This is a genomic window from Bacillus sp. AM1(2019), assembly GCF_009906915.1.
GTDB lineage: Bacteria > Bacillota > Bacilli > Bacillales > Bacillaceae > Bacillus > Bacillus velezensis.
In genome coordinates, this window is the sequence record NZ_CP047644.1 from 430,286 (window position 1) to 444,213 (window position 13,928).

At 48.6% G+C, this 13,928-nt stretch carries 14 protein-coding genes; 12 read left to right on the top strand and 2 right to left on the bottom strand.

The genetic code is table 11. The features are described 5' to 3' along the window. Window positions 1-11: 11 nt before the first annotated feature. The 8 genes from GNE05_RS02235 (at window position 12) to GNE05_RS02270 (ending at window position 7,921) form a co-directional block, all read left to right on the top strand. Entirely contained in the window at window positions 12-1,130 is a 1,119-nt protein-coding gene (locus tag GNE05_RS02235; protein WP_014416891.1) for an endospore germination permease GerKB, read from the top strand. A 168-nt stretch (window positions 1,131-1,298) separates the two neighbouring features. Beyond that, window positions 1,299-2,624 carry an LLM class flavin-dependent oxidoreductase gene (locus GNE05_RS02240; RefSeq protein ID WP_025650003.1) on the top strand — a complete coding sequence of 442 codons (1,326 nt, stop codon included), beginning with the start codon at window positions 1,299-1,301 and terminating at the stop codon, window positions 2,622-2,624. A gap of 13 nt (window positions 2,625-2,637) precedes the next feature. Continuing rightward, the gene (locus GNE05_RS02245; RefSeq protein WP_003156352.1) at window positions 2,638-3,129 is read left to right on the top strand and encodes a GNAT family N-acetyltransferase; all 492 of its coding nucleotides are present in this window, start codon (window positions 2,638-2,640) and stop codon (window positions 3,127-3,129) included. Between the two features lie 28 nt (window positions 3,130-3,157). Then, a complete protein-coding gene (locus tag GNE05_RS02250) occupies window positions 3,158-3,949 on the top strand; it encodes an amino acid ABC transporter substrate-binding protein (RefSeq protein ID WP_014416894.1) in 792 nt (263 codons plus the stop codon). Window positions 3,950-3,971: 22 nt separating this feature from the next. Next, entirely contained in the window at window positions 3,972-4,646 is a 675-nt protein-coding gene (locus GNE05_RS02255; RefSeq protein ID WP_007410261.1) for an amino acid ABC transporter permease, read from the top strand. A 13-nt stretch (window positions 4,647-4,659) separates the two neighbouring features. After that, window positions 4,660-5,409: an amino acid ABC transporter ATP-binding protein gene (locus GNE05_RS02260; protein WP_014416896.1), complete on the top strand. Its 750-nt coding sequence runs from the start codon at window positions 4,660-4,662 to the stop codon at window positions 5,407-5,409. A 17-nt stretch (window positions 5,410-5,426) separates the two neighbouring features. Then, complete coding sequence (locus GNE05_RS02265) at window positions 5,427-6,578, top strand: M20 peptidase aminoacylase family protein (protein WP_053285475.1); 1,152 nt, start codon at window positions 5,427-5,429, stop codon at window positions 6,576-6,578. Then, window positions 6,575-7,921 (top strand): MmgE/PrpD family protein, encoded by a 1,347-nt coding sequence (locus tag GNE05_RS02270; RefSeq protein WP_109566693.1) that lies wholly within the window; start codon window positions 6,575-6,577, stop codon window positions 7,919-7,921. Before GNE05_RS02265 ends, GNE05_RS02270 begins: the two co-directional genes overlap by 4 nt. Window positions 7,922-8,024: 103 nt before the next feature. On the opposite strand, the gene GNE05_RS02275 is transcribed toward GNE05_RS02270, so the two are convergent. Together GNE05_RS02275 and GNE05_RS02280 are read right to left on the bottom strand one after the other, a co-directional pair. Then, window positions 8,025-8,708 carry an ABC transporter ATP-binding protein gene (locus tag GNE05_RS02275; RefSeq protein ID WP_071181529.1) on the bottom strand — a complete coding sequence of 228 codons (684 nt, stop codon included), beginning with the start codon at window positions 8,706-8,708 and terminating at the stop codon, window positions 8,025-8,027. A 14-nt stretch (window positions 8,709-8,722) separates the two neighbouring features. Beyond that, a complete protein-coding gene (locus tag GNE05_RS02280; protein ID WP_061861849.1) occupies window positions 8,723-10,156 on the bottom strand; it encodes an ABC transporter permease in 1,434 nt (477 codons plus the stop codon). A gap of 212 nt (window positions 10,157-10,368) precedes the next feature. Here GNE05_RS02280 and GNE05_RS02285 point away from each other — a divergent pair, with 212 nt between their 5' ends. The 4 genes from GNE05_RS02285 to GNE05_RS02300 all read left to right on the top strand — a co-directional run bounded on the left by GNE05_RS02285 (window position 10,369) and on the right by GNE05_RS02300 (window position 13,875). Then, a complete protein-coding gene (locus GNE05_RS02285) occupies window positions 10,369-11,052 on the top strand; it encodes a two-component system response regulator YclJ (RefSeq protein WP_014416901.1) in 684 nt (227 codons plus the stop codon). After that, window positions 11,039-12,466 (top strand): two-component system sensor histidine kinase YclK, encoded by a 1,428-nt coding sequence (locus GNE05_RS02290; RefSeq protein WP_100261600.1) that lies wholly within the window; start codon window positions 11,039-11,041, stop codon window positions 12,464-12,466. The genes GNE05_RS02285 and GNE05_RS02290 overlap by 14 nt, the downstream gene beginning before the upstream one ends. Window positions 12,467-12,623: 157 nt before the next feature. Next, window positions 12,624-13,772, top strand: a complete 1,149-nt coding sequence (locus GNE05_RS02295) for a Rap family tetratricopeptide repeat protein (protein WP_014304340.1) — start codon at window positions 12,624-12,626, stop codon at window positions 13,770-13,772. Continuing rightward, window positions 13,756-13,875 (top strand): phosphatase RapC inhibitor PhrC, encoded by a 120-nt coding sequence (locus GNE05_RS02300; protein WP_003156334.1) that lies wholly within the window; start codon window positions 13,756-13,758, stop codon window positions 13,873-13,875. The genes GNE05_RS02295 and GNE05_RS02300 overlap by 17 nt, the downstream gene beginning before the upstream one ends. Window positions 13,876-13,928 lie beyond the last annotated feature (53 nt).

The window sequence follows — 13,928 nt, forward strand, 5'->3', positions numbered from 1 at the left end:
GAGCGAAGCGTATGGAAAATGCGAAAATCGGCACGCGTCAGCTGTTTATTATGATCATTTTGTTTGAATTGGGCAGTTCGTTATTGATCCCGCCGGGAACGATGGCCGGGCGGGATGCGTGGCTGTCCGTGCTTCTCGGGTGCGTTATCGGTCTCGGGCTTTTCTACGTTTATCAGGCGCTGTATCAATTTTTTCCTGAGTCTTCTCCGAGAGATTACATGAACGAACTGATCGGCAGACATCTGAGCTGGGCTGTCTCCCTTCTTTATATTCTCTATTTTGCTTATATCGCGGCCCGCGTATTGCGGGATTTTGGCGAAATGCTTGTCACCTTCGCCTACCAGGACACGCCGCTTTTAATTGTGAATGCCATGCTGATGATCGCCGCGATATTTGCGGTCAGAAAGGGAATTGAAGTGATAGCGAGAGCCGGCGAGCTGCTGTTTGGCATTATGTATTTCCTGACAGCCGTCGGGCTGATCCTCATTATCAGCTCAGGCACGATAAACCTCAGATTTCTCCAGCCCGTTTTAGCGGAGGGTGCAGGAACGGTCATTTATTCCGTGTTTAAACAGACGATGTTCATCCCATTCGGTGAATTAATCGTGTTTGTCATGATTTTCCCTTATTTAAAAGATCGGAAAAAGGTGAAGAAAACCGGATTTCTGGCGATTATCATCAGCGGGCTGTTTTTGGCGATGTCAGTGGCGATTAATATTTGTGTGCTGGACGTCAACTTAATGCTCCGCTCTCAATTTCCGCTGCTGAGCACCATACAGACAATTAAAGTGGAAGAGTTTTTAGACCGGCTGGATGTCTTTTTCATGCTCGTGCTCGTCATCGGCGGTTTTTTCAAAGTCAGCCTTTTTACATATGCGGTTGTCGTGGGCGTGTCCACGCTGTTTAAAGAAAAAAATCCGTCCCAGCTGGCCTTCCCGGTCGGATTGGGGGTGCTGATTCTCTCCATCAGCATCGCAAGCAATTTTTCGGAACACATGAATGAAGGCTTAAACATTGTGCCGATCTATATTCATCTTCCATTTCAAGTGCTGTTCCCCGTTTTGCTGCTTATCATTGCCGTTATTAAGAAAAAGGTCAAAGGGACCGTCTATACAGTTTCGAAGAAATAACCCGGCCGGTGCGCCGGGTTTTTTTAAATATCATGATTTTTGTCTTAATGCATTGACAAACTTGCCTGACAATTGTACATTTTGATTTATTCTTATAAAATTACTAGGAAATATAGGTTTAGTGGTGTTAATATTTTCCGAACCGTATTTCAGAATAGAAGGAGATCCATCATGACAAAGAAAAAAGAAATCAAACTCGGTGTGTTTCTCGCGGGCACCGGCCATCATGTCGCTTCTTGGAGACATCCTCAGGCACCGGCGGACGCGAGCATGAATTTGGATTATTTCAAAGAACTGGCGAAAACGGCTGAGCGGGGGAAATTGGACATGCTGTTTTTGGCGGACAGTTTATCAATAGACGGCAAATCACATCCGAATGTGCTGACGCGCTTTGAGCCGTTTACGCTGCTGTCGGCGCTCGCTCAGGTCACATCCCGCATCGGTCTGACGGCGACCGCATCTACCACATACAGCGAACCGTTCCATATCGCGAGGCAATTTGCATCACTTGATCATCTTTCCAACGGCCGCGCGGGCTGGAATGTCGTCACATCTTCGATTGAATCGACCGCGCTTAATTTCAGCGGCGAAAAGCATCTTGAGCACCATCTCAGATATCAGCGCGCGGAAGAATTCGTTGAAGTCGTCAAAGGATTATGGGATTCGTGGGAGGAAGACGCCTTTATCCGTGACAAAGAATCAGGAGCATTTTTTGATAAAGACAAAATGCATGAATTGAACCATAAAGGAACATATTTCTCCGTGAGAGGGCCGTTAAATGTCGCCCGCACACCTCAAGGGCGCCCGGTCATTATTCAGGCCGGATCATCAGGAGACGGAAAAGCGCTGGCCGCCAAAACGGCGGAGGTCATTTTCACCGCGCAAAATCATTTGGAATCCGCGCAGGATTTCTATCAATCTATTAAAGAACAAGCGGCTTCTTTCGGCCGTGATCCTGAAAAAATCGCGATCATGCCGGGAATTTTTCCCGTTATCGCCGATACCGAAGAAGAAGCAAAGGCAAAATATGAAGAGCTCCAAGACCTCATCATTCCGTCTGTCGGCCTGAACATTCTGCAAAACTATCTGGGCGGCGTCGACCTTTCCGCCTTCCCGCTTGACGGCCCGCTGCCTGAATTGGATGCGGATGCGTCGAATGCCGTTAAAAGCCGGTTCAAGCTCGTTCAGGAGATGGCCAAACGCGATAACATGACCATCCGCGAACTTTACAAATATGTGGCGGGTTCAAGAGGCCATCATATCTTTGTCGGAACGCCGGAACAGCTTGCCGATAAGATGGAAGAATGGGTCGGAAAACAAGCTTGTGACGGTTTTAACATCATGCCGCCGCTTTTGCCTGAAGGTCTCACTCTTTTTGTAGACAAAGTGATTCCGATTTTACAAGAACGGGGCGTGTTCAGAAAAGAGTATGAAGGAACGACGCTCAGAGAACATTTCGGACTGGAAAAACCGGCAAACCGATATGCCGGCTAAAGGAGGGCTCATCATGTCAAGACAATACCGGCTCGCAACGGAGGCAGACGCTGATGAGCTGCTTTCACTGACACTGCGGGCGTATGAACCGATCCGCAAGCTCGGCATCAACTTTGCCGCTGCCACGGCGGATAAGGAGCTCGTTTTGAATAACATACAAAAAAACGCCTGTTACGTTTTGGAAGAAGACGGACGGATTCTGGCGACGATTTCTCTGCGGATGCCGTGGGGGCCGAATCCCGGGCCGTATGGTGTCCCTCATATTTGGTGGTTCGCCGTCGATCCTGAAACCGGAAAAAAAGGGACGGGCTCGGACATGCTGGAGTGGCTGGAGAATACAGTGCTCCGCGATACATTAAAAGCGCCTTTCGTGTCACTGGGCACAGCGGACAAGCATCCGTGGCTGATCGGCATGTACGAGCGGAAAGGCTACGTCCGTGCAGGCGAAAAGGATTTAGGAAAAGGGCACATCACCATTTATTTAAAAAAACAATTGCAGGATTAACATTTTAATAGGAAAAGGCGGGATTTCAATGAAGAAGAAAACATGGGCTTTGCTGCTGTCTGCCGCGCTTTTGGCGGTCTTATCAGCATGCGGAAACGGAAAAGAAAGCGAAGGCGGCGATAACGTACTGCATGTAGGCGCCACCGGACAAAGCTATCCGTTCGCATATAAAGAAAACGGCAAGCTGACCGGCTTTGACGTGGATGTCATGGAAGCCGTCGCGAAAAAAATCAACATGAAACTGGACTGGAAGCTGCTTGAATTCAGCGGTCTGATGGGAGAGCTCCAGACCGGCAAACTCGATACCATCTCTAACCAGGTCGCTGTCACGGACGAACGCAAGAAAACGTATAACTTCACAGAACCGTATTCGTATGCGGGCACTCAAATCGTCGTCAAAAACGATAACAAAGACATCAAATCAGTCAACGATCTAAAAGGAAAAACAGTGGCGGCCGTTCTGGGCTCAAACCACGCGAAAAACCTTGAGAGCAAGGACCCGGATAAAAAAATCAACATTAAAACATATGAAACACAAGAAGGTACGCTGAAAGACGTGGCTTACGGACGGGTTGACGCTTATGTAAACAGCCGCAGCGTCCTGATCGCCCAGATCAAAAAGACCGGTCTGCCTCTGAAATTAGCAGGAGACCCGATTGTCTATGAAAAAGTCGCTTTCCCGTTTGCGAAAGATGCGGCTCACGATAAAATCCGTAAAAAAGTAAACAAAGCCATTGAAGACCTGCGGAAAGACGGCACGCTGAAAAAGCTGTCTGAAAAGTACTTTAACGAAGATATCACAACGGAAGCAAAGCATTAAGAAACGGCGGTGAAAATCGAGAATGAACAGCATTGATTGGGGATTTATGTTTTCAGCTTTTCCCGCGTTAATCGAAGCCTTGCCGATCACATTACTTATGGCCGTCGCGGCCATGGTATTTGCCGTGATCGGCGGCCTTATATTAGCGCTTATCACAAAAAATCGTGTTCCTGTGCTTCACCAGCTGTCAAAGGTGTATATTTCATTTTTCCGGGGCGTGCCGACGCTCGTGCAGCTTTTCTTAATTTATTACGGCCTGCCTCAGCTGTTTCCCGGAATGAGCAAGATGACGGCGTTAACTGCGGCGATTATCGGGTTAAGCCTGAAAAATGCCGCCTACTTGGCTGAAATCTTCCGCGCGGCGCTCAACTCAGTCGATGAGGGGCAGCTTGAAGCCTGTCTGTCTGTCGGAATGACAAAATCCCAGGCGTACAGACGGATCATTTTCCCGCAAGCCGTCAGAAACGCGCTTCCCGCGACGGGAAATACGTTTATCGGCCTGTTAAAAGAAACATCGCTCGCCTTTACATTAGGAGTGATGGAAATGTTCGCCCAAGGAAAAATGTACGCATCAGGCAACCTCAAATATTTTGAGACGTATTTAGCCGTCGCGGTCATGTACTGGATTCTTACGATTATTTACAGTGTGCTGCAGGATCTGCTCGAACGGGCGATCAGCAAGCCTTATCGCACATAGGAGGAGGCTCAGGATGATACAAGTCAGACATATTCGAAAAGCATTTAAAGACCTTACCGTACTTGACGGGATCGATCTTGAGATCAAAAGCGGCGAAGTCACGGCCATCATCGGCCCGTCAGGCTCGGGAAAATCAACGCTCCTCCGTTGTTTGAATCTGCTGGAGCGCCCGGATGACGGCATCATTGAAATCGGTGATGCAAAGCTGAATGCCTCGTCCTATTCGCGCAAAGACGTTCATAAGCTTCGCCAGCAGACGGCGATGGTGTTTCAGAATTACAACCTGTTCAAAAACAAAACCGCCCTGCAAAATGTGACAGAGGCGCTGATCACCGCGCAAAAGAAACCGAAAAAAGAAGCGGAACAGATCGGTATGGATCTGCTGCGGCAAGTCGGTTTAGAACACAAAGCGGACAGCTACCCGATTACGATGTCAGGCGGGCAGCAGCAGCGGATCGGGATTGCGCGCGCCTTGGCTGTTGATCCTCACGCGATTTTACTGGATGAACCGACTTCGGCCCTTGACCCTGAGCTTGTAGCCGGGGTGCTCCAAGTCATCAAATCAATTGCCGAAAAGCAGACAACCATGATCATTGTCACGCATGAGATGGCTTTTGCTCGTGAAGTGGCCGACAAGGTTATTTTTATGGCAGACGGACGCATCATCGAACAGGGAACGCCGGAAGAGCTGTTTGACAATCCGCAGAACGAACGGACGAAAAAATTCATTAAGCAAGTGGGAGAGCCCGCCGAACTTGTCTAAGAAGGGAAGAAGAAGAAATGGCAAATGAAACGTATGAATCATTAAACAAACGTTTAATCAATATCCGCCGCGACCTTCATGAACACCCTGAGCTGTCAGGCGAGGAATACGAAACGACGAATAAAATCCGCCGCTGGCTGGAGGAAGAAGGAATCACGGTTCTTGATGTGCCGAAACTTCAAACCGGAGTGATCGCTGAAATCAAAGGAGACAAAAGCGGCCCCGTCATCGCCGTCAGAGCGGACATCGACGCATTGCCGATCGAAGAGAAAACAAACCTTCCGTTTGCTTCGCGAAACAGCGGCGTGATGCACGCCTGCGGCCATGATTTCCATACGGCATCTATTCTCGGCACGGCTTTCTTATTAAATGAGAGAAAGCATGAGCTGAAAGGAACGGTGCGGTTTATTTTTCAGCCCGCAGAAGAAATCGCCGCCGGAGCAAGACAGGTCATTGAAGCCGGCGCGCTTGACGGTGTATCGGCGATATTCGGCATGCATAACAAACCTGACCTCCCCGTCGGCACGGTCGGACTGAAAGAAGGCCCGCTGATGGCGAGTGTCGACCGCTTTGAAATCACCGTTAAAGGAAAAGGCGGCCACGCCGGAATCCCTGATAACAGCATTGATCCGATTCAGGCGGCAGGGCAGATCATCGGCGGCCTGCAATCAGTTGTCAGCAGAAATATCAGCTCGCTTCACAATGCCGTCGTCAGCATCACAAGAGTTCAGGGCGGCAGCTCTTGGAATGTCATCCCGGACCATGTTGAAATGGAAGGCACCGTCCGGACGTTTCAAAAGGAAGCGCGTGACGCTGTTCCGAAACATATGAAGCGGGTTGCCGAAGGAATCGCGGCAGGGTTCGGGGCAGAAGCCGAATTCCGCTGGTATCCTTACCTTCCGTCAGTGATGAACGACGCCCGTTTCATTCAGGCGGCGGAACAAACGGCTGAAGATCTCGGGCTTCAAACCGTTCGGGCAGAACAGTCGCCCGGCGGCGAAGACTTCGCGTTATATCAAGAAAAAATCCCCGGCTTCTTCGTCTGGATGGGAACAAACGGAACAGAAGAATGGCACCATCCCGCCTTCACACTCGACGAAAAAGCGCTCCCGGCAGCGGCTGAGTTTTTCGCCCGGCTGACCGTCAACGTATTGGAGCAGACGGATTGAATACGGAAAATCTGACGGCCGGGCTTGCTCAGGCCGTCATGTCGTCTGTGCCGGAAACATCCGCTGAAGCGATGAAAGAAGCGCGCAAAGGACTGCTTGATTTTACAGCGGCAGCCTTTGCGGGGAGACGGGATAAAGGAGTTGAAAAGCTGGTAAAACTGGCCGAAGAAGAAGGCGGGGTGCCGATAGCGCCGCTTATCGGCAGAAATCAAAAAACCGCGCCGTCCCAATCCGCGCTCATTAACGGCTTCATCGCACATGCGCTTGATTTTGATGATGTTCATTCTGATGTAAGAGGACATCCGAGCGCAGTCATCCTTCCGGCTTTGATTGCAGCCGCATCAGCCGGCCGTATAGACAAAAGCCGTTTTCTCGGTGCTTATGTGACGGGAATCGAAGTGATGGCGCGGCTCGGTGAGTCAGCTGGAAGGCATCATTACGAGAAAGGCTGGCACAATACAGGAACGTTAGGTGCCATTGCGGCCGCATGCGCCGTCGGATTCGCGGAGAATCTGAATCAAACCCAATTGCAGAAAGCAATCGGGTTTGCGGCTGCCCGCTCCGGAGGCATGAGAGTGCAATTCGGGACAGAAATGAAGCCGCTCCACGCCGGACTGGCTGCTCAAGCCGGGTTGTTCGCCGTAACGCTTGCAAAGGCCGGTTTCGGCGGCTCAGTTCATGCGCTCGACGGGGAGAAAGGTTTTTTCGGACTGTACGGCGATCTTGAACGGGCAGAAACCCTGCTTGTAAACGGGTGGGGAAAACCTTGGCGGATTGTGAGCCCGGGACTTTGGTTTAAGGTTTATCCGTTTTGCTCGGCGGCTCATCATGCGGCGGACGCCATTCTCAAGCTGAAGGCCGAACATGGTCTCACTTTCGGCCAAACGGAACGGATCGACGTGATTTATCCGCCGGGCGGGGACGCCGCATTGACAGAACGGCGCCCGAAAACAGGCGAAGCGGGACGGTTCAGCGTGGAATATGTGATCACCTTAGCTTTGCACGGTAAGGATTTTTCAGTTGAACATTTCACATCCGAGCCGATTCCGGAATCCTTTCAAAAAGGATTTGAGCGGATTCACCGCAGCTCCGATGACCAAATTCTGCCGGCTGAAAACGCCGTTCCGAAGGGCCGTTTTACAATTGTACGGGTTACGGCTTCCGGCGGTCATGTCTATGAAACACGTATCGACTGTCCGAAGGGAGCGCCGGGAAACGGCCTTTCTGAAAAAGACATTGAAGACAAACTCCGGCTCGCTTTGCCGGGGGAAGAGGAAAAGGCGGAAGAATTGATCAAAGCAGCCGGACAATCAAATATGGACCGTTATTTACAGCTGATATAAATAAAAAGAGCGGGGGGATGCAGCCCTCGCTCTTTTTACGTTCACTTCTATTGAATAGGGGGATATAGGGTGCGCCCCTGTCTGCGCTGGCAGGGGCGCGGTATCAGGAAACGGCCGTGCCGTTTTCTTTTACCGTGAAACTTCCTCTTGATAAGCGGATGTTGATATCCGAAACTTTGGCAATTTGTTCGTCGTGCGTAACCATGATGACGCATTTGCCGTCTTTATGCGCCAAGTCCTGAAAGAGCCGGACGATTTCCTTTGACGTATCCTCGTCGAGATTTCCCGTTGGCTCGTCCGCGCAAATCAAATCCGTGTCACAGCAGAAAGCCCGCGCAATTGAAACGCGCTGCTGCTGTCCGCCGCTTAATGTCAGCACCCGCTGACGGGCCTGCTGTTCGGTGAAGCCGACTTTTTTCAGCATGCTGAGCGCGAACGCATCTTTGTTGTTCTCCTTAGAGCCGGTGATCTCCATCGCCGTTGTGACATTCTGGAGCGCCGTCATATACGGGATCAGATGATAAGATTGAAAGACGATAGAGACATATTGATTTCTGAATTTGGTTAATCCGATTTTGGAGATGTCTTCTCCGTTATAAAGGATGCTTCCCTCTTTAGGTGTGTCAAGGCCGCCCGCCAGAGACAGAAACGTTGTTTTTCCCGTTCCGGAGGCGCCGACAATTGTATAAAACTTCCCTTTTTCAAAGCTGATCGTTATATCCTGAAACAGCGGCTGTGATTTGTCTTGGTACCAGTAGCCGGTCTGTTGAAAGGTTAATAGGCTCATTATGCTGCCTCCTCTTATTCCTGCTTGGTCAGGATCGTTTTAGGGTGAAGCCGCATGACTGATACAGACGGCAGTAATGTGGCAATGACGGCAATTGCGACGCCGATTCCGCTAAGAATCAGAAGGTCATTCAGCGAGACGTTTACCTGCATTGTACTGATGACATCCGCGCCGGATGAATGCTGACCGAACATGCCGCCTCCCCGCAGCATTTCTCCTCCGCCCCAGCCGCTTGTTTGCTGCGAATCACCGGCTGAGCTGACCTGCTGGGAAAGAAGCTGATTTCCGAGCTGATTCGCCACAAGGCTGCCCGTGACGGATGCGATCCCGATGGCGATAACCGCGACAACCAGAATTTCCGTTAAGAATTGTCCGATGAGCTTCCAGCGCTTTTCGCCGATCGCCATCAAGACACCCATTTCATACTTACGTTCCCTGATCGACATCATCACGATCAACCCAAGAATGACCGCGCCCGCGATGGATACAAGGTATACCACGTTTTTAGAAAATGACGTGACATTTTCAATCGGGCCGACCATTTGCTGATACACCTGATCATTTGTCGTCAGCGCGTAGGTTTTATCATCTACAGATGTTTTTTTCGCAGCCGCAACGAATGAGTCAATATATTTGGCATCATCCATATAATAAACGGCTGAGCTGATTTTGTTTTTGTTATCAGACCCTTTTAACGCCGCCGCGGCGGTGTAAGGCGTATAGATTTTATTGTCAGGATTTAAGAATGAAAAATGCTGTGCCTGATCGTCTCCTGATGATGTTGTTTTATAGATTCCCACAATTTTAAGCTTCGTTTTCACAGAATCATCCGCTGCTGAAGAAACGGTAATGGAGCCGCCGACCTTCAGCTTGTTTTGATCTGCCAGCGTTTCATTAATCACGGCGACTTTTGCGTCCGCATCTGTTTTTGTGATGGCGCGTCCGTCAGTGATTTTTGAGCTCCCGTCCGTGAAATCATCAAGCAATGCCGTAGAGAGCACGCCTTCGATCGAGATATCCGCTGAAATCATCTGTCTTCCGCCGCCTTGAAAACGGCCGGCGCCGGAACTGTTATCGGCTGATTCGCCTGAGCTTTTTATCGCATCAAAGCTTTCTGCATTTGCTGACGCTGTCGTGAGGAAATTGTAATTTTTAACATGCTGTAAAGATGTAAGCTTCTTGGCATCTGAGACGGAAATCGGTGTTGATTCAAACGTCCTCTTTTCACCGTCTTTTTGCTGCTGCGCCATTTGCTTTTGGCGGTCAGCCTGGAGTGTGACGCTCCCGCCGAGCTGCTGCCTTGCCAGTTCGCTTGATTTCTTTGCCGCTGACTGGATCGCAAGACCGGACAGGACAAAAATGCAAATCACTGAAAACACAACCAGCTGCAAAAATGTTTTTCCCTTTTTTGCCTTCATGCTCCAAAAGGCTCTTTTTATAAAGTTCATGTCTGTTCCTCCGTATGGATGTCAGATCTTGTAAAACCGGCCTTCTTTAGCACCGGCCATCCGATATGTATATAGTAGGAGAAATGTATGAAAAAAATATGAACAAACTATTTCCGGGTGATGAAATAAAAACTAACATTTGTGAAACCCGAAAACATCCGGGTAAAATGGTGCTATTATAAGAAAAAGCGTCAAGATAAGCGGAGGAACAAATGAAGATATTAATGATAGAAGATAATATAAGCGTATGCACCATGACGGAAATGTTCTTTTTTAAAGAAGGGTTTGAAGCCGAATTTGTCCATGACGGAGTGGAAGGCTATCAGCGGTTTACGGAAGAGGACTGGGATTTGGTCATTCTGGACATTATGCTTCCATCCATGGACGGAGTGACGATCTGCCGGAAAATAAGAGAGACGAGCAGTGTGCCGATTATTATGCTGACCGCAAAGGACACGGAGTCTGATCAGGTGATCGGGTTTGAAATGGGGGCCGACGACTATGTCACCAAGCCGTTCAGCCCGCTGACACTAGTAGCGCGGATTAAAGCGGTGATCAGAAGATACCGGGCGACGGGGCAGGCCGTAAAAAGCGACGACTTGATCGAAACGGCGTGTTTTTCAATCAATAAGAAGACGCGGGAAGTGTTTCTGCACGGAAAACCTGTCGAGAATCTGACGCCGAAGGAATTCGATCTGCTCTTTTATCTCGCACAAAACCCGCGCCAGGTTTTTTCGAGAGAGCAGCTGCTTGAGCAGGTGTGGGGCTATCAATTTTATGGCGATGAACGTACGGTTGATGTTCATATTAAACGGCTGCGCAAAAAACTGTCCAGTGACGAAAAACCGTTTTTATACACGGTGTGGGGGGTAGGATACAAATTTGATGAGGATTAAATACTTATATCAGCTGCTGTTAAGCCATGTCAGCATTTTGATTTTGGCCTTTTTCATCATCATTTCCCTGTTTTCGCACTTTGTGAAAGATTTTGCGTATCAAAATAAAGTGGATGAGCTGTCATCTTACGCCCAGCAGATCACAAGTGAGCTGAACGGCCGCGATCTTGATCTGCGCCGCCTGTATCCGTATCAGGACATGTTAAAAACGCGCGAGACCAGATTTATTATTTTTGATGAACATCAGCAGCCTTACTTTTTTCCTGACGATATGCCGCCGCGCGAGAAGCTGAAAAGTAAAGAGTGGCACATGCTGAAGCAAGGGAAAACCGTTCAGATCAGAGCAGAAATGAACCGTTTTAATACGGAAGGATTGGAAGTATCGCTTGTCGCAAAACCGCTTTTTATCAACGATCAATTTAAAGGAGCGGTGCTGCTCGTGTCTCCCGTCAGAGGGGTCGAGCAGATGATCAGTCAGGTCAACCGCTATATGATTTACGCGATCATCAGCACCCTTATCATCACGATTCTGCTGAGCTGGCTTTTATCTAAATTTCACGTCAAGCGGATTCAGACATTGCGGGATGCGACCGGAAAAGTGGCATCCGGTGATTACGATATTTCTCTTAAAAACAGCGGCGGCGATGAAATCGGCATGCTGGCGTCCGATTTCAACATCATGGCCAAAAATCTGAAGCAATCGAGAGAGCAGATTGACCGCCTTGAAAAACGGAGGCGCCAATTTATCGCCGATGTCTCCCATGAGCTGAGAACGCCTTTGACGACCATTAACGGACTTGTGGAGGGGCTTAACAGCAACACCATCCCGGAAAAAGATAAAGAGAAATGCTTCTCGCTGATCAGCGAAGAAACGAAGCGGATGCTCAGGCTCGTGAAAGAAAACCTGGATTATGAAAAAATCAGATCCCAGCAAATCAAACTGGATAAGCTCAGCCTGCCGCTCATCGAGGTGTTTGAAATTATTAAAGAGCATCTCAATCAGCAGGCGGAGGAAAAACAAAATCAGCTGCGGATTCAAGTGGAGGACGGCGTCAAAGTGTTCGCCGATTATGACAGGCTGATCCAGATTCTCGTCAACATCACGAAAAACAGCATACAATTTACGCAAAAGGGAGACATCACGCTGCGCGGGTATGAAGGCTATAAAGAAACGGTGATTGAAATCGAAGACACCGGGATCGGCATCTCCAAAGAGGAAATTGAGCATATATGGGAGCGGTTTTATAAGGCGGACGTGTCCCGGAGGAATACGGCATACGGCGAATACGGACTCGGCCTGTCCATCGTCAGGCAGCTCGTCGAAATGCACAAAGGCACGATAGATATTAACAGCGAAAAAGGAAAAGGCACGACCTTTACAATCCGCCTTCCGCTGAATACGAAAAATGAATAATCTTGAACCGGCGGTCCCGTCTGGCCGCCGTCTGTTTTAACTCCACTCGGAAAATTGCGCTCTGCCGAAACAAAGTTTGCGTGTTTTTCGGGATGGAAAGAGACGGAAACGTGATAAAATAACTGGTAAACAGGTCTTGGATGGGGAGGGTGAAGGAATGAAGAGCGGGTTAATTCCTTCTTCAGCAGTCGGGCAGAAAATTAACGAGTGGTATCGATACATCAGAACATTCAGCGTGCCGGATGCGGAGATCTTGAAAGCCGAGATCAAACAAGAGCTTGACCGTATGGAGCCTGATTCGAACTTAGTGCTTTATTATTCCCTCATGGAATTTCGCCATCAGCTGATGCTGGACTACTTGGAGCCGCTGGAAAAACTGAAGATAGAAGACCAGCCGACCCTGTCGGAAATTCTTGATAACATTGATAACAGCCAGGCCGGCCTCAAAGGGCTTCTCGATTATTACGTCAACTTTTTCAAAGGCATGTTTGAATTTGATAAAAGAGAATTTATCTCAGCGATTACATATTATAAACAAGCTGAGAAAAAACTGGCCTTCGTATCGGACCACGTGGAACGGGCGGAGTTTTATTTTAAAGTGGCCGAAGCTTATTATCATATGAAACAAACGTATTTTTCTTTGATACATATAAAAAACGCTTATGAAATTTACGTAGAGCAGGACACATATAACGTCCGGATCATTCAATGCCATTTTGTATTCGGCGTCAATTTAATGGATGAAAGGCGCTTTGAACAGGCGGCCAAACATTTTCAGCACGCTCTGCAAATGGCCGAAAAAGAACAAAAAGCGCAGCTTGTCGGGAGGGCGCTGTATAACCTCGGACTGTGCTACTACAATCAGGACCGCATCGGTGAAGCGATTCCGTACTTTGAACGGGCGGTCGATACATTTGAATCACAAAGAATCGTCAATTCTCTTCCTCAAGCATATTTTCTAATCACACTCATTTACTTTAAACTCGGAAAAAAAGAAAAAGCGTCGGAATATCACAAGCGGGGATATGAATATGCTAAAGAAACAGACGATCCCGTTTACACGGTAAAATTCGAATGGCTGCAGGCTCTGTATCAGGCGAAACCGGATGAGGAAACAATCAGCGCGTGTTTCCGTTACCTGGAAGATAAAAATTTATACGCCGATATAGAGGATTTAGCACTAGAAGCAGCTAAATATTACTATGAACAAAATTGCTTTAAAATTTCTTCTGACTATTTTCTGAAAGTCGAAGAGGCAAGGAAACAAATACAAAGGAGTGAGGGTTTGTATGAAATTGAAATCTAAATGGTTTGTTATTTGTTTAGCAGCCGCCGCGATTTTTACAGTGACAGGTGCAGGCCAGACAGATCAGGCTGAATTCCATGTAGCTGAAAGAGGAATGACGTGAGAAGAAAATAACCTGAACAAAGGAAAAGACTGCCCGAGAATGTTCCCGGCAGT